We start from the raw sequence: 15,698 nt of genomic DNA, 5'->3' as shown, positions 1-15,698 counted from the left end.
CATGACTATAGGAATTGTTTGTTACCCAACCTTTGGCGGAAGTGGCGTAGTGGCTACGGAATTAGGCTTAGCCCTTGCAGAACACGGCCATGAGGTTCATTTTATTACCTATAAACAACCTGTACGATTGGAATTGCTCTCTAGGCATATTCACTTTCACGAAGTATCGGTTCCCGATTATCCGTTGTTTCACTATCAACCCTACGAATTGGCCCTTTCCAGTAAACTGGTCGATATGGTAAAACTTCACAAAATTGAAGTGCTTCATGTACATTACGCCATTCCACATGCATACGCAGGCTATATGGCGAAGCAAATGTTGAAGGAGGAAGGAATTCATATTCCAATGGTAACAACACTTCACGGCACCGACATCACGCTAGTTGGAAACCATCCCCATTATAAACCAGCGGTAACCTTCAGCATAAATAAAAGTGATGTGGTAACGTCGGTTTCTGAAAGCTTGAAGGAAGATACGCTTCGGTTGTTCGATGTGAATAATGGGATTGAAGTCGTTCCTAATTTTATCGACGTAGCCAAACATTCCAATACATCGTATACCGACTGTCAACGGGATCTCATGGCAGAACCCAATGAAAAGATTATTACCCACATCAGTAACCTGCGAAAGGTAAAGCGAGTAGTAGATGTTATTGAAATTTTCGATCGTATTCAAAAGAAGATTCCTGCACGGCTCTTGATGGTAGGCGAAGGACCTCAAAAGGATCGCTGCGAGCAATTATGCGAAGAAAAAGGAATTGAAGATAAGGTGGTATTCTTGGGCAACAGCAGTGAGATCGATAAGATTCTTTGCTTTAGCGACCTGTTTTTACTACCTTCAGAAAAAGAAAGTTTTGGTTTGGCAGCCCTTGAAGCTATGGCGAGTGGCGTTCCGGTTATTTCTAGTAATACGGGTGGATTACCTGAAGTAAATGAACATGGCGAAAGCGGATTTTTATGCGAAGTTGGCGATGTAGATAACATGGCCAAACATGCCCTTGAAATCCTATCTTCAGAAGAAACACTTCGTCGTTTTAAAGCTCAGGCAAAAGAAATTGCCAAACGATTTGACACCAAAAAAATAGTACCGCTTTATGAAAACGTATATAAGAAAGCACTTCAGAAATCGAAACAGTAGCATAATAATTCCAATGTTTCTGCTATTGCTACTTTTTAGCAGTTGCAAGGGGGGAAGTCAGTCACAATCGAATCCAAGTGACAGCGAAGGTGAAATATCCTTTCAAACCCATGCAAAGGGAAGCCATAGCAATTATGATCAGAAAACGGAGATGATCATTACATCCACTTCAGAATTGGAGAAAGTCTTCGCAAAAATTAATAGCAACAGACAACCGGAAAAAACCGTCTTGGATATCGACTTTTCCGAACGCACAGTCGTTTTCATAACCGCTGGACAATTGAGTACTGGTGGTTTTACAGTTGAAGTTGAACGTATAGAAGATACAGAATCCGAACGTGTAATTTATGTGGGAGGCACATCGCCTAAGCCAGGCGAAAATGTAACGATGGCCTTAACTTCACCTTTCACTATGATTTCTTTTGAAAAGACAGAGCTTCCCATTCGTTTTGAATATAAGCGCAAGTAATAATTTAGAGTGAAGCGATGAGGTGTTGAAAATCATCCTCGTGATAGGTATCCAGCCCTAATTTTCGTAAAAAATCATTATTGAAGACTTCTGCCATTTCCTTAGAGAGAATCGCCGATCGGGCTTTTGTCCATTTTTCAGAATTTTCTGGAAACATGTGTTTCGCAAGCTTTGGAAAATTCCATGCAGCATTTTTTCCCCAATGAATGGTGAACGGGATGTTATGTTGTTGAAGTACTTCAATCATACGCTTTCCATATTCTTCTAAACTGATTAACTTTTTCGATTTTTCCCATTGAATACCATCGATTTCAATCATACAGGTAATAGGAAACTTGGTGAAGGCCAGTGTCGCTTCCGATTTTTTAACAAAGCGCATGGCGAAAATACCGGGAATCGGACCTTCATCCCTAGTAAGTTTGGTTAAAACTTCCAACGCTTTTGAAGCGTTTTTATGGTCGACGCCAAAGGAACAGGCAAAGGCCTTTCCCTGATAGCCTGCATCCCAGAATATTTCGGATAAGCGACCTACAATTGGCTTTTCTTCCTTGGGAAGAATAGTATTGCTCAGCGCCTTCACAAACTTCGGTATCGCTTTTGGAAATTTCTCCGAAATCCTGATCAGCAAATAGATTAGGTCACGATACACAAATTCTTTCATAAATGGAATTGGATCGCCATATTTTTCCTTATACTTCGGATCGAACGGTTTTTTATAGATCGCCTCTACTACATAGTCCTTTTCCTTGCTATACTGATTTATAAATACCTTGTAATGGTATGGTCGAAGTGGCTTTCCATTAGCGTCTACTTCACCAGCAATCTTGAAATCAGAATTTTTAAAATCGAGTGTATCCGACAATTTCAAGGCCGTTTCCTTTGGAATTTTTCGCACATACCGCTTCAATAGAAAGGCATCTTCCGCTTCGATAATCACTCCGTGAATGAACCCAAACGATCCTAATCCAACTAGGGCTGCATTGAAGAGAGCGTCATTCCGAATAATCTTCGCACGTAATTTCTTAGGGATTAAATTGTTCAAAACAGGCTTGCTTTCCCGTTCCAGATATAAAATATCCTCGGCATTCGGACCAATGATTAAATTTAGTCCAACCACATAATCCTGTACCGACCCAACATCTAACGCCGAACCGTGAACCCCAGTCGAAATACATCCCGCTATAGTCTGACCGTTACTTGCACCAGTGGTTTTTAAAGATTTTCCTTTCTCTTGGAGGTATAGCGAAATTTCCTTTATCTGATTGCCACACTGAAGAAAGAATAGGTTTTCTGCTTTGTACGGACTATTAGCGTGCACTTCATTTGCTGAAATGGCCATTTTAATATTCATATACGAGTTGAAATGCATCCGATCCTTTTGGTGTGCAATCGACGACATAGACCATTTCGATCCGATCGCCCGGAACCCTTCGCCCGAGTCTAACGCTTGTTTCAATAAACGTTGAATTTCCTTGGCAGCATCATTGTAGCGATCGATGGCATTTGGTAAATACTCCTTTTTTTCCAGTTTGGTGGAAAGGAACCATTTCAACGGAAACCTACCGTTTTTATGCAGGGTGTCCCACCAAGTCCTTTGCGTAATTGTAGTTGTTGCCATATTAGTTGGATTCCTTAATGCAAACGTATTTTATTTTAACCTGCCGTTTTCTTCCGAAAGTGACGAGATAGAGTAGAATACCTCCAAAGGTATTTCGATATTCCACGGTGTGAAGCGCTCCAGACTCACAATCCTTGATATTAATCGGGTTTTCTTTCGTGATAGTGCCAACCTTCACCACCGTATCCAATTCACGTACACAGTAGCCGCTGAGCCAATCCTCACGTTCGGTATCGCAGGGCTCGGCTTGGCCATTAGAAACCTTAAATTGCACCGAATAGCAGGAATGTAGGAGTAAAACACTTATTCCTATCAGAAAAAAAACCCGTAACTGCTTCATAATAAATGGATTGAGTAGCCATTTCAAATATAGAGCAAAATACGATACGGATATATGGGTATTTACCTGATTTTCAAAAAGTAAAAACCCCCGATACGAAATCGAGGGTTTCAAACTTGTTATATTTTAAAATTTAGAATTGGTAGCGTATCCCCAATGCAATATCAAAATCGACATCGTCATTATAATCGCCAAACCCGAATTCTGGTCTAAAATCTAGCGAAAGGAGCAACGGAATGTCAAAATCATATTCGATACCAATATCACCGGCGGCATAGATATAGGTTTCAGTATCATCATCGAAATCAAAATCGTCATCGAAATCAACTTGCGCGACACCACCACCGGCACCTACGTACCAATTAAACCCGCCATCTAAATTCCATACCCATTGGTATAGTCCCGTTAAACGGTAGGCGTCGAAAGCATCATTATTTCGCCATCCGAAATCGACTTCCAATCGATTATTATCGCCAAGGCCACGTTGATAACTGATTTCCGTACCAAAGCCATCGCTATCGCCCAAGCGGAGACCAAGCGCATTTTTCGCTATGGTTTGTGCTTCGGCTGTAAAACTTAGCGAGGAGATTACAAATACTACTAGTAAGACTGTTACTTTTTTCATAAGGTTATGTTTTTAGCTGTCCAAATGTAACGACAGATTGACTTGCAGATTGTTAACAGCCTGCCAAGTTTACGTATCTGGTAGCGAAAATTTTGTTAACGACAGTTTCAGATTTAAAAAGGAAATTTTAATTCTATTGTTCAAGAAATACGATTGTTTCATACCTTTAACCTATGCCTACACCTGAAGTTTTAATGTCTTTTTCAAAGCAATTTGAAGGCGACTTTCACCTACAAACACTACATCGTTTACTCTATGCTACAGACGCCTCTGTGTATCGAAAAAAGCCGTTGGCCGTTGCATATCCAAAAAATGAAAGGGGAATCCAACAATTGGTTCGCTTTGCCGAAAAACATACAATTGGATTAATTCCTAGAGCAGCAGGAACATCACTAGCGGGCCAATGTGTGGGCGACGGAATTGTGGTGGATATCTCCAAGTATTTCACCAAAATACGTAGGGTCGATACGGCGAACCGTACCGTAACTGTTCAGCCAGGAGTTATTCGAGATGAATTAAACGAGCACCTCAAACCTTATGGCTTGTTTTTCGGACCCAATACCTCTACCAGCAACCGCTGTATGATAGGAGGGATGGTAGGTAATAATAGCAGTGGGACCACGAGTATTCAATATGGGGTGACGCGCGATAAGGTTGTTTCATTAAAGACAATTTTATCGAATGGGGAGATGATTCAATTTGAATCTTTGTCGAAGAGTGCTTTTATTGAAAAAGCCTCGGAAAAATCCTTTGAAGGAAGTCTTTATAACCTTTTATACACCGAACTTTCCAAAAATGAAGTACAACACGAAATTCGAAAGGAGTTCCCAAAACCTGAAATCCACCGAAGAAATACGGGCTATGCGGTCGACGCTCTTTTGAATACTTCTGCTTACGATGATACTTGCGATGTACCGATTAACCTTTCTTCCCTTCTCTGTGGAAGCGAGGGTACCTTAGCGTTCACTACTGAAATCACACTTCAGTTAGACCCTTTACCACCAGAATATAGCGCGATGGTCGTTTCGCAATACGAGAATCTTTCCAATTGCTTAAATGATGTTGTGGTTGCAATGCAACACAATCTTTTTACCTGCGAGATGATGGATGATGTAATCCTTGGTTGTACGGAGAAGAATAAGAAGTATGAACCCTATCGTTTTTTTGTTGAAGGTACTCCAAAGGCATTGTTAATGCTAGAGTTGCGTGATGAAACGGTCGAAGGACTTAAAAGTCAGACCGAAAAGCTTCTGAAAGCCTTGGAAATATCGAATTTGAGTTATGCACGCCCCGTCCTGAAAGGTGAAGAAATTGAAATGGCATTGGACTTACGAAAAGCTGGATTGGGGTTATTGGGAAATATGATAGGTGATGCGAAGGCGGTGGCCTGTATTGAAGATACTGCGGTTGCCCTAGAGGATTTGCCAAGTTACATTGAAGAATTTACCCAATTGATGACAAACTATGGTCAAGACGCAGTGTATTATGCGCATGCTGGCGCTGGAGAACTTCACTTACGGCCTATCCTGAATTTGAAAAAGGCTGAAGGGGTCGACTATTTCAGAAAAATAACTACCGATGTCTCCAAGCTCTGTAAAAAATATAAAGGTTCATTTTCGGGTGAACATGGAGATGGGATTGTTCGGGCGGAATTTCTAGAACAACAGATTGGTGAAAAAAACTTTCAGTTGTTGAAAAGGATTAAACAAGCCTTTGATCCACAGAATATCTTCAACCCTGGAAAAATAACCGATGCTTGGCAAATGGATGCATCGCTTCGCTACGAAAAAAATCGTAAGGAGCCTTCAATTGAAACGTTAATGGATTTTTCAGATACACAAGGAATACTTCGTTTGGCTGAAAACTGTAACGGTAGTGGCGATTGTCGGAAAACCGAAAAATCTGCTGGAGCGATGTGTCCGAGTTACCATGCTACCCGCGACGAAAAGCATACTACTCGCGGAAGGGCGAATGTACTACGTGAATTCTTGACGCATTCGGACAAGCAAAATGCTTTCGATCACGAAGAATTGAAGGAGGTTTTCGACCTGTGTATAAGTTGCAAGGCCTGCGGGAATGAATGCCCGAGTAATGTCGACATGGCAACGGCAAAAGCAGAATTTCAATATCAATATTATACATCGAACAAAAGAAGCAGACGCGACAAACGCTTCGGCAAAAGCAGTTCATTGTATAGAAAAGCAAAACCCTTCGCCAACCTTGCAAATGCTGTTCTAAAGATTCCCTTTATAGCTTCCTTGGTTAAGAATACAATGGGAATGGCAGCGGAACGTAGTATTCCGAAGTTTCAGCCGTTTCAACATAGCACTTCAACTTCAATTTCAACTTCAAGTTCGAATTCACCTTCACCTTCACAAAAAAAGAAAAAAGTTATTCTATTTATAGATGAGTTTTCAAACTATTTGGATGGAACTATTGCAGAAGATGCTGTTTTCCTGCTTCAGGCATTAGGGTATGAGGTTGAGCCGATTACGGGATTGGATAGCGGGAGAGCCCTTATCAGTAAAGGATTTTTGAAAGAAGCGAAGGAACACGCCAACAGGAATGTAACGAAGTTGAAAAGCATGGTTTCAGCGGAAATACCATTATTGGGCATAGAACCTTCCGCGATTTTGGGATTTCGCGACGAATACTTTCGATTGGCAGATGATGCTGAAGCTGCGAAAGGAATTTCAAAAAACTGTTTTTTGGTTGAAGAATTCCTTGCCTCTGAAATGAAATTAGGAGTCATTTCAACGGAGCGCTTCACTTCCGAAGAAAAGAAAATCAAGATTCATATTCATTGTCACCAAAAATCCCTAAGCAACCAAAAGGTCACATTCGACATCTTGAATTTTCCCAAAAACTTTAAACCTACCATTATTCCCAGTGGTTGTTGTGGAATGGCTGGTAGTTTTGGCTATGAAAAGGAGCATTACGACATCAGTATGAAAATGGGAGAATTAAAACTCTTTCCAGCTGTGCGCAATGCTTCAACCGAAACGATAATCGCCGCGAATGGTACCAGTTGTCGGCACCAAATTAAGGATGGAACCTCAAGAGAGGCTTTACATCCCGTTACGATTCTTCGAAACGCGTTGGTTATTCCCCAATAACGTAGGTGTCTAATGACTGGGTTGCAGTGGTCGACACTTCGGTAGGAAAGGGAAATTCGATACCCAAACCGGATAGGTCCTCTAATTGATAATCGGTTGCCGATTCTGCATATATCAAGCCAATATCAGCTGCAAAGTAATGCGTTACCGTAAATACTTCCTGTTCTGCCAACACTGGAAATGGGATGGAAATGCCACCGACCTCCACTTGTGCGGTTACGGCTAGCGTAACGGTTAGTGTAGCGACTTCAACATCGCTGTAGCTGTTTCCGGAAACGGTATAGCTTTCCAGATCATTTTCCTGAACCGTTTCGGCGCTATATTCAATAGAGAGGGGAACATCCATAATAGTTTGTTCTATAGCATCTTCTAGAAAACTTAGTTGCGTTCCAGCGCTTGCTTCTGAATCCACAACTATGACATCGTTTAAGGGTATGGCAAAAGGTACGCCTTCAATAGGAATAGAAAGTTCTCCTAAAATGAAGACTTTACCATTTTCTTTCCTAACTAGATTATTGGCCAAAATGTTGGTGGTGAACCCTGTAATGGGAAGCCTTGCGCCCAAATCGGTATATGTATTCCCATTTTGTTGTGAAACACCATCTACATATAATGAATCTCGTGTGGCGCCTTGTTCATTGGTATTGTTGTAGGTCCAATATGAATTTGCTGTAAGTGGAAAATAATCGGTTTCATTGGGTTGCGAGCTATCGTCTGAACTATCATCGGAAGAGCAAGCCACAAGGAATAGCGAAAGAAATAATAAAAGTGAAAAGCGCATACTAGTAAATTTAGGTAGTATCAAAGATACATTATTACTAGGCAAATTTTGTCATGGCCGATAAGAGTGTTGAAAGTTCAACTTCCTCTATGGTTTCTATTTCGTCGTTTTCTGGATTTAAGTGTGCTTGTTTGCCTCCATGAATATATAGGCTCCAGCGTTCGTTTTTGTATTCCAAGGCGGTTAAATTTTCAATCCAATCGCCACTGTTCAAATACATACAATCTCCTTTTTTGGAGGTCACTTTTTTAATTGTCGGTTGATGGATATGGCCACATACCACATAATCGAAACCTTGCTCGATGGCTAATTGCGTTGCCGTACTTTCAAAATTTGTAATGAATTTCACCGCACCCTTTACACTGTTTTTGATTTTCTTTGAAAGCGAATACTTCTCGCGCCCCATTTTTATTAAACAATGATTCAGAAAGCGGTTAAAAAGTATCAGCAAATCGTATCCCCATCCGCCTAATTTAGCAATCCACTTCGCATGTTGAACACTCGCATCGAACACATCGCCATGAAAGAACCAGGCTTTTTTACCGTCAAGATTAAGCACGAGTTTATCCAAGATCTGAATGTTTCCCATTTTGGTCTCACTAAAGCGGCGCATTTTCTCATCATGGTTACCGGTGAGATAATACACCTTGGTGCCTTTGGCAGCCAGGGAAATAATCTTTTTTAATACCTGAAGATGGGCTTTGGGAAAATAGCGTTTACGGAATTGCCAGATATCGATGATATCGCCATTGAGAATCAATTTCTTTGGCTTCACCGAATTGAGGTACTGTAGGACTTCCTTGGCGTGACAACCGTAGGTTCCCAAATGAATATCGGAGATTACAACAACTTCTACTTTGCGCTTCATTTGGGATACAAAGTTTCGTAATTATTGGCGACCGACAATTACCTAAATGTTATCGTTTATTGTTCAAATGGTTATCCTAATATTTCTTTATTGTGAAGAAGTCACGCTAGAAGTTTATTTTTCAAATTCAGTTTGAAAAATTACATTTGTTGTTATGGCAGGTAATAGCTTCGGAACCCTTTTTAAACTTACTACTTTCGGTGAATCGCACGGAACTGCCATCGGCGGAATAATTGAAGGCTGTCCAGCAGGGCTTGCGTTAGACTTTGAAGCGATAGAACGTGAGATGCAACGCAGAAAGCCTGGACAATCAGCGATCGTTACCCAACGAAAGGAAGAAGACACCGTCCGTTTCCTATCTGGTATCATGGAAGGCGTTACTACCGGAACACCGATCGGCTTTCAAATTGACAACACAAATAAGAAGTCGAAAGATTATTCACATATAAAAGACGTATACCGTCCTTCACATGCCGACTTCACCTATGATAAAAAATATGGCGTTCGCGATTACAAGGGTGGAGGCAGGTCTTCAGCCCGCGAAACCGCCAATTGGGTTGCGGCAGGAGCGATTGCCAAACAGTTGCTGAAGGATGTTACGATTACTGCCTATGTTTCTTCCGTAGGGACCCTTCAACTAAACAAAAAATATACCGAGGTCGATTTCAACCAGATTGAACAAAATATCGTGCGTTGTCCCGATGCTGCTATGGCGAAGGATATGGAAGCGTATATTAAAGAAATCCGCAAGCAAGGTGATACCGTAGGGGGGCAGATAACCTGTGTTATCGAAAATGTATCAATCGGATTGGGAGAACCTGTTTTTGAAAAACTAGACGCCCAACTGGGAAAAGCGATGCTTTCGATAAATGCTGTTAAAGGTTTTGAATACGGCAGCGGTTTTGAAGGCAGCAAAATGAAGGGAAGCGACCATAACGATCGCTTTCGCGAGGACGGCAGTACCGAAACAAACTTTAGCGGTGGTATTCAAGGTGGCATCAGCAACGGTCAGCCGATATATTTTACGGTTGCGTTCAAACCTGTCGCGACCTTAATGCAATCGCAAGAAACTATTAATTCAAAAGGAGAGAAGGTAGAAATGCAGGGAAAGGGTCGGCATGATCCATGTGTGGTACCAAGAGCGGTTCCCATTGTAGAAGCAATGGCAGCCCTAACCTTAGCCGATTTTTGGCTGATGAACAAAATAGCTACCTTGACAACAGAATAAATAACCTGTTTCGCTTGGCGAACATAAATAGCTACCCGGCTTTTCGGGCATATATATGAAAAAACTGGCACTGCATTGGCAAATTCTTTTAGGAATGGCATTGGGGGTTGTTTTTGCCCTCGTTCTTACAAATTTTAGTTGGGGTGATGACTTTATCGGCGATTGGATTAAACCGTTCGGAACGATATTTATAAATGCCTTGAAGTTGATTGCAGTTCCCTTGATCTTGGCATCGTTGATTAAAGGCGTATCCGATTTAAAGGATATTTCCAGTCTTTCTCAAATGGGCCTTCGTACTATTTTAACCTATGTAATAACCACGGTAATCGCGGTATCTATTGGATTGGGTGTTGTTAATGTGGTGAAACCAGGTGCAACCATTGGTGAAGATACACGCGATGAATTAGTAGAAGCCTATGGCGGTGATGCCGAATTGAAACGGCAGGATGCACAGCGACAGAAAGAGGCAGGTCCGTTACAAGCACTGGTCGATTTGGTGCCTGAGAACATCATAGGTGCTTCTGGAGACAACCGAAACATGCTTCAGGTTATCTTCTTCGCCATTTTCTTTGGAATCGGATTGATTTTAATTCCTGAAAAAACAGCCCAACCTGTAAAAGATTTTTTTGATGGCTTCAATGAGGTCATTTTAAAAATGATCGATCTCATCATGCTCGCCGCTCCCTACGGGGTTTTCGCTTTATTGGCAGCCTTGGTGGTGGAAGCACCCAGTGCCGATTTGTTTGCTGCCTTAGGAATGTATGCACTCTGTGTAGTGTTGGGACTGGCATTAATGATTGGCGTTTATATTCTATTGGTTTGGACCTTTACCCGACATACACCAAGTAGTTTCTTAAGTGGGATTGGTCCTGCACAATTATTGGCCTTTTCTACCAGTAGTAGTGCCGCAACCTTACCAGTAACAATGGAACGGGTTGAGGAGCATTTAGGCGTGAAACGGGAAGTGACCAGTTTTGTGTTGCCGATAGGGGCTACTATTAACATGGACGGTACAAGTTTATACCAAGCCGTTGCAGCGGTATTTATCGCCCAAGCGTTTGGAATGGATCTATCCCTAGGCGCACAATTGGGGATAATTGCAACTGCTACGCTGGCATCTATTGGATCTGCCGCTGTGCCAGGCGCAGGAATGGTGATGTTGGTCATCGTTCTGGCACAAGCTGGAATCCCAGAAGCTGGATTGGCATTGATTTTCGCTGTCGATCGACCGTTGGATATGTGTAGAACTACAGTAAACGTTACCGGCGATGCTGCGGTATCGATGATGGTAGCAAAATCGCAAGGAAAATTGGGCGTGCCTCATGTTAAGGACTGGGACGATAACTATCCGAAAAATAAAGAAGAATAGTCTTTATATAATTCATGAATTGCAGGATATCGTGTTTCATGAATGTTAAGCAAAAGTGTTGGCATTTAATGGTTTATTAATATCTGTCTGTTCGATTTTTAGCTACATTTGATAGCCCAAATCGCATTTAACCACTTATAGCTATGACTTAAATACCATAGCTATGAAATACGTTACATCTTTTGTATTTATTTTGATGTTTGCCTTCACGCATGCACAGGTTGGAATTGGCACAACCTCACCCTCCAATGCTTCCATGATGGAAATTAGTAGTACCAGTGATGGCACAAACTATAAAGGCTTTCTCCCACCTCGTGTTCCGTCACAAGTAGAGCGCGACGATATTCCGGCTACCTCTTCCGATATTGGTATGTTGGTTTTCGTTGAGGGGACGGGTACGTTGGAAATTTGGAATGGTGTAAGCTGGGAAACCATCTACACATTGTCTACGACAACCAGTACTTTGGCAGTACAGGATTTTGATGCTAATTTAAGTTGGAATTATACATTGACGCCAACCCCTTATAACGTTTCAGGGGATATTTGGGATGTTGTTAGTAATATAGGTGCCGGAAGTACCAATATCGATTTGGTCAATTTGAATTACCTAGGGTGTCGTGATTTGGATAACCCCAATGGAGGCGGAAGCTTCGCACATCGAATTGACTTTGTGAATGTAAATGTATCTAGCCTTACGAATCCACGAGTTTCATTCGATTATGACATATTCGAATTCGATAATGGCGACGATGTTACGTACGAAGTTTTCCATGACGATGTTAGTCAAGGTGTGGTTACCTTGGTAAATGGCGCTGGGAACCTTACGGTCGAAGGTACTGAAACGATTGTAATTCCACCTTCCGTGACAAACGTTCGCCTAAGTTTAATGATTGCTCAGAACGGAGCCGATGACTATGCGGGATTCGACAACTTTAGGGTTTTTGGCAACTAATTATTTTGAATACCGTATTTTTTTAAAATAGTGGTAGGCTTATTTTTAAGAATTTGTATTTTAACATCATACAAAACTGACCACTATGAACGTTTGCTTTATTATGTACCCGTGGGATCAAATCGATCCTGAAAACGATTCAACTTTGGCAATGATTCATGAATTCGCGAAACGCGGTCATGGACTTGCCGTAACCACTCCAGCCAACCTTACCATCCGCGATAGCGTTGCTTTTGCCTTTAGTAAGTGCTTAAAACGACAGGAGAAGGTTTCCAAATCATTGAAATCCTTTCATGGCAAAGCTGAATTTTATGATGAAATGTTACCATTGGCAGGATTCGATGTGATTATTCTTCGTAGCAACCCGCCATTGGATATGATTATGCTGAATTTCTTAGATTCAGTGAAGGACGATGTTTTTATCATGAACGATCTGGATGGCATCCGTAGAGCGAATAACAAATTGTATACAGCCGTTTTTGAAGATGAGGATAACGAGCTTATTCCAAGAACCCATGTCACAAAAAATAAGGAATATCTTAAAAAAACAATCAAGGAAGGTCCCGAGAAAATGATATTGAAGCCTTTAAATGGCTACGGTGGTTCTGGGGTTATTCTTATTGAAAAACGGGCGATGAGCAGTATTAACTCTTTGCTTGATTTCTATATCGACAATAAAGACGGTACGACGAACTACGTAATACTTCAAGAATATATTGAAGGCGCGGATCAGGGGGATGTTAGAATTCTTCTATTGAATGGGCAACCCATCGGAGCTATGCGACGCGTACCAGGGGAGGAGGACCACCGAAGTAATGTTAGTGCAGGAGGTTCTGTTCAAAAGCATAGCTTGAGCAAACAGGAAAAGGAATTGTGTCGACGTATCGGTCCGAAACTGGTACAAGATGGTCTATACTTTGTTGGAATTGATGTAATCGGCGGAAAATTGGTAGAGGTAAATGTAATGTCGCCAGGCGGAATCACCTACATGAATAAAGTGTATAAAACTCGGGTTCAGGAAAAGGTAATCGACTTTGTTGAAGACATGGTTTTGGAACGTGTAAATGCCTTTGAGCGTCGTCAAAAGTTACGCAAGCACGTCAGTGACGCTTAAGATCTTCACGCATATTTTATTAGAAATGTAATTTCACCGTATCTTCGCGCTCGATGAAAAAACTTTCCGTCAATCAGATTATCAAGAATATCAAGGCTGAAAAATGCTTTGAAGCCGTTGCTGCCGACTATTCCTTCACCATAAAAATTGAAGAATATGTTCCTTACGTATGCGGCGCGGTGCATGATGGGCACCAATTCAGAAAATCGCTTTGGAAGAATTGTCTTCATTCTGAATACGATCGTTGGTTCGAAGAAGATCCCTGTACGAAGGAATTCGTTAAATCGCATCCTATCGTTATAGCAGGTTGTGACAGTCGCTTCGAATACGACCTAAATCGAGATCCCGAACATGCGGTATTTGATGAAGCCTGGGGAAAGCAACTGTGGAGGAAGCCGCTTTCACCTATCGCAAAGCGGAAAAGCTTGAAGAAACATGCACGCTTTTATGAAGTGGTCCGCGCTTTGATCAATACGCTTGAGAACAAATTCGGACATGTGGTGGTGTACGATATGCACAGCTATAACTGGCGTCGCTGGGATAGGGAAGTACCTGTCATCAACTTGGGAACGATGAACATCGATAATGATCGTTTTGGTGAAATGGTCGAAAACTGGCGTGCTTCGCTTTCGCAATTGAAGTTACCCAGAAAAGTAGAAGCTACTTCAAAGATTAACGATACCTTTTATGGAAATGGATACTTTTTGAAGTTTATCACACAGAATTTCAACAATACCTTGGTACTGGCAACCGAATTCAAGAAAATTTATTGCGATGAGCTGAAGCAAGTTATCTTTCCCGAAGTGGTGGATGCCATCGAAGAACAGTTGCGGACAAAAGTGAAAGAACACGCCGCCCTTTTCGACAAAACATTTAATGGAACGAATGGATAAATTGGAAAAAACCATAGCAGCATACCCGAATTTGTTTAGGATTGATAAGAACCTCAATAAGTTGGTGAAGAAGATCGAATTGCTGAATTACGTGAATCCCGTCAACATCGAACAGGAGAAACGTAATTTTTTTGCCTCCAAATACAATGTAAACCCAAGTTTTCACTATCGAAAAATAGATTTCGATGCACACAAATTGCAGCAGGAATTGTTTTCCCAAGATTTAGCGGCCATAGAAGATGAAGAAACCCGCGATTTTTATCGCGATGTAATTTATGATTATTCTGGATTGATTCAGTGTGTAGAAGCGGTTGGACAAGGGAACAAATTCTATTTCAACAGTTTGAAATCTTTTGGAACCCCAACGGAAAAAGATGTTGAAAACGCCCGCTTTATCCTTCACTTTGCAGACGATGAGTACCAACAGGAAATGATGCCCGTATATTCAGCTCAGGATGCTGAAGAGTACTTCAAGGAATTTACGAAGCGATACGATTTTGACTTCGAGATTCAATTGTCAACCAAGATCTCAGCGGCGGCTATGGTGCTGAACAACAAGCAGAAGTTATTGTTGAAGAAAAACCATACGTTTAGTGCCAATCAGTTGAAAGTGTTGGCGAATCATGAAATTGGAGTTCACCTAGTCACTACATTTAATAGTCTTCGTCAGCCGTTGAAGATTTTCCACAATGGATTTCCGAAGAATGTAGAAACCCAAGAAGGATTAGCGGTTTTCAGTGAATATATGAGCGGATGTTTAACGTTGTATCGCCTTAAGGAATTGAGCTATCGTGTTCTGGCAACCGATAGTTTGCGAAAGGGCTCCAACTTTTGTGATACCTTCGACTTGCTTCACAATCAATATAAATTGAATAGGGAAGAGGCCTATAACATTTCGCTACGTGCCCATCGTGGTGGCGGTTTCACCAAAGATCATTTATACCTTACAGGCTTGAAAAAGGTCTACGATTTATATCATGCCGGCGATTCTTTGGATGATTTACTGACTGGAAAAGTTTCACTCGATTATGCCCCAATTATTGAAAAATGGCGAGAGGAAGGCTTGGCTGAAGAAGGATATTATGAAAACTATGCCTTTGAGTTTAACGATAACAGCAGTACCAAGCTCAATTTTATTCTTCAGAATTTAAAATAAAAAAGCGGACAATTTCTTGCCCGCCTTTCCC

14 protein-coding genes are annotated in these 15,698 nt (G+C 41.4%); 9 read left to right on the top strand and 5 right to left on the bottom strand.

Going from position 1 to position 15,698, the window contains the following annotated elements; genetic code table 11:
* The first annotated feature begins 1 nt into the window (after nucleotide 1).
* The gene (gene bshA, locus I4Q58_RS10255) at nucleotides 2-1,138 is read left to right on the top strand and encodes an N-acetyl-alpha-D-glucosaminyl L-malate synthase BshA (RefSeq protein WP_203295780.1); all 1,137 of its coding nucleotides are present in this window, start codon (nucleotides 2-4) and stop codon (nucleotides 1,136-1,138) included.
* A complete protein-coding gene (locus I4Q58_RS10250; protein ID WP_203295779.1) occupies nucleotides 1,095-1,607 on the top strand; it encodes a protease complex subunit PrcB family protein in 513 nt (170 codons plus the stop codon). The genes bshA and I4Q58_RS10250 overlap by 44 nt, the downstream gene beginning before the upstream one ends.
* 4 nt (nucleotides 1,608-1,611) lie before the next feature.
* Here the strand turns inward: I4Q58_RS10250 and I4Q58_RS10245 are convergent, their stop codons facing one another.
* From I4Q58_RS10245 to I4Q58_RS10235, 3 genes are all read right to left on the bottom strand, one after another.
* Entirely contained in the window at nucleotides 1,612-3,225 is a 1,614-nt protein-coding gene (locus tag I4Q58_RS10245) for an FAD-binding oxidoreductase (RefSeq protein WP_203295778.1), read from the bottom strand.
* Between the two features lies 1 nt (nucleotide 3,226).
* On the bottom strand, nucleotides 3,227-3,565 hold the full coding sequence (locus I4Q58_RS10240) for a hypothetical protein (RefSeq protein ID WP_203295777.1): 339 nt from the start codon (nucleotides 3,563-3,565) through the stop codon (nucleotides 3,227-3,229).
* A gap of 133 nt (nucleotides 3,566-3,698) precedes the next feature.
* On the bottom strand, nucleotides 3,699-4,190 hold the full coding sequence (locus tag I4Q58_RS10235; RefSeq protein ID WP_203295776.1) for a hypothetical protein: 492 nt from the start codon (nucleotides 4,188-4,190) through the stop codon (nucleotides 3,699-3,701).
* 173 nt (nucleotides 4,191-4,363) lie between these two features.
* Between I4Q58_RS10235 and I4Q58_RS10230 the strand changes: the two genes are divergently transcribed.
* On the top strand, nucleotides 4,364-7,306 hold the full coding sequence (locus I4Q58_RS10230; protein ID WP_236002888.1) for an FAD-binding and (Fe-S)-binding domain-containing protein: 2,943 nt from the start codon (nucleotides 4,364-4,366) through the stop codon (nucleotides 7,304-7,306).
* On the opposite strand, the gene I4Q58_RS10225 is transcribed toward I4Q58_RS10230, so the two are convergent.
* Nucleotides 7,293-8,087, bottom strand: coding sequence for a hypothetical protein (locus tag I4Q58_RS10225; protein WP_203295775.1), 795 nt, complete (start codon nucleotides 8,085-8,087; stop codon nucleotides 7,293-7,295). The genes I4Q58_RS10230 and I4Q58_RS10225 overlap by 14 nt on opposite strands.
* 37 nt (nucleotides 8,088-8,124) lie before the next feature.
* A complete protein-coding gene (locus I4Q58_RS10220; protein WP_203295774.1) occupies nucleotides 8,125-8,955 on the bottom strand; it encodes a UDP-2,3-diacylglucosamine diphosphatase in 831 nt (276 codons plus the stop codon).
* A gap of 154 nt (nucleotides 8,956-9,109) precedes the next feature.
* Here I4Q58_RS10220 and aroC point away from each other — a divergent pair, with 154 nt between their 5' ends.
* The 6 genes from aroC to I4Q58_RS10190 all read left to right on the top strand — a co-directional run bounded on the left by aroC (nucleotide 9,110) and on the right by I4Q58_RS10190 (nucleotide 15,667).
* Nucleotides 9,110-10,183 (top strand): chorismate synthase, encoded by a 1,074-nt coding sequence (gene aroC / locus I4Q58_RS10215; protein ID WP_203295773.1) that lies wholly within the window; start codon nucleotides 9,110-9,112, stop codon nucleotides 10,181-10,183.
* A 55-nt stretch (nucleotides 10,184-10,238) separates the two neighbouring features.
* Complete coding sequence (locus I4Q58_RS10210; RefSeq protein ID WP_203295772.1) at nucleotides 10,239-11,552, top strand: dicarboxylate/amino acid:cation symporter; 1,314 nt, start codon at nucleotides 10,239-10,241, stop codon at nucleotides 11,550-11,552.
* A gap of 163 nt (nucleotides 11,553-11,715) precedes the next feature.
* Nucleotides 11,716-12,504: a hypothetical protein gene (locus I4Q58_RS10205; protein ID WP_203295771.1), complete on the top strand. Its 789-nt coding sequence runs from the start codon at nucleotides 11,716-11,718 to the stop codon at nucleotides 12,502-12,504.
* A gap of 85 nt (nucleotides 12,505-12,589) precedes the next feature.
* Entirely contained in the window at nucleotides 12,590-13,618 is a 1,029-nt protein-coding gene (gshB, locus tag I4Q58_RS10200; protein ID WP_203295770.1) for a glutathione synthase, read from the top strand.
* Between the two features lie 53 nt (nucleotides 13,619-13,671).
* A complete protein-coding gene (locus I4Q58_RS10195; RefSeq protein WP_203295769.1) occupies nucleotides 13,672-14,511 on the top strand; it encodes an N-formylglutamate amidohydrolase in 840 nt (279 codons plus the stop codon).
* The gene (locus I4Q58_RS10190; protein WP_203295768.1) at nucleotides 14,504-15,667 is read left to right on the top strand and encodes a flavohemoglobin expression-modulating QEGLA motif protein; all 1,164 of its coding nucleotides are present in this window, start codon (nucleotides 14,504-14,506) and stop codon (nucleotides 15,665-15,667) included. The genes I4Q58_RS10195 and I4Q58_RS10190 overlap by 8 nt, the downstream gene beginning before the upstream one ends.
* The last annotated feature ends 31 nt before the right edge of the window (nucleotides 15,668-15,698 follow it).

The sequence above is a fragment of the Luteirhabdus pelagi genome (genome assembly GCF_016827595.1).
Classification (GTDB): domain Bacteria; phylum Bacteroidota; class Bacteroidia; order Flavobacteriales; family Flavobacteriaceae; genus Luteirhabdus; species Luteirhabdus pelagi.
Note: the sequence above shows the minus strand (reverse complement) of the source record. Positions and strands in the feature narration are given on the sequence as shown.

Excerpts from the sequence above, each read along its gene's own strand:
- I4Q58_RS10240 (WP_203295777.1), bottom strand. The coding sequence starts at position 3,565 with ATGAAGCAGTTACGGGTTTTTTTTCTGATAGGAATAAGTGTTTTACTC.
- I4Q58_RS10235 (WP_203295776.1), bottom strand. The coding sequence starts at position 4,190 with ATGAAAAAAGTAACAGTCTTACTAGTAGTATTTGTAATCTCCTCGCTA.
- bshA (WP_203295780.1), top strand. The coding sequence starts at position 2 with ATGACTATAGGAATTGTTTGTTACCCAACCTTTGGCGGAAGTGGCGTA.
- I4Q58_RS10205 (WP_203295771.1), top strand. The coding sequence starts at position 11,716 with ATGAAATACGTTACATCTTTTGTATTTATTTTGATGTTTGCCTTCACG.
- I4Q58_RS10245 (WP_203295778.1), bottom strand. The coding sequence starts at position 3,225 with ATGGCAACAACTACAATTACGCAAAGGACTTGGTGGGACACCCTGCAT.
- gshB (WP_203295770.1), top strand. The coding sequence starts at position 12,590 with ATGAACGTTTGCTTTATTATGTACCCGTGGGATCAAATCGATCCTGAA.
- I4Q58_RS10250 (WP_203295779.1), top strand. The coding sequence starts at position 1,095 with ATGAAAACGTATATAAGAAAGCACTTCAGAAATCGAAACAGTAGCATA.
- I4Q58_RS10225 (WP_203295775.1), bottom strand. The coding sequence starts at position 8,087 with ATGCGCTTTTCACTTTTATTATTTCTTTCGCTATTCCTTGTGGCTTGC.
- I4Q58_RS10190 (WP_203295768.1), top strand. The coding sequence starts at position 14,504 with ATGGATAAATTGGAAAAAACCATAGCAGCATACCCGAATTTGTTTAGG.
- I4Q58_RS10210 (WP_203295772.1), top strand. The coding sequence starts at position 10,239 with ATGAAAAAACTGGCACTGCATTGGCAAATTCTTTTAGGAATGGCATTG.
- I4Q58_RS10220 (WP_203295774.1), bottom strand. The coding sequence starts at position 8,955 with ATGAAGCGCAAAGTAGAAGTTGTTGTAATCTCCGATATTCATTTGGGA.
- I4Q58_RS10230 (WP_236002888.1), top strand. The coding sequence starts at position 4,364 with ATGCCTACACCTGAAGTTTTAATGTCTTTTTCAAAGCAATTTGAAGGC.
- I4Q58_RS10195 (WP_203295769.1), top strand. The coding sequence starts at position 13,672 with ATGAAAAAACTTTCCGTCAATCAGATTATCAAGAATATCAAGGCTGAA.
- aroC (WP_203295773.1), top strand. The coding sequence starts at position 9,110 with ATGGCAGGTAATAGCTTCGGAACCCTTTTTAAACTTACTACTTTCGGT.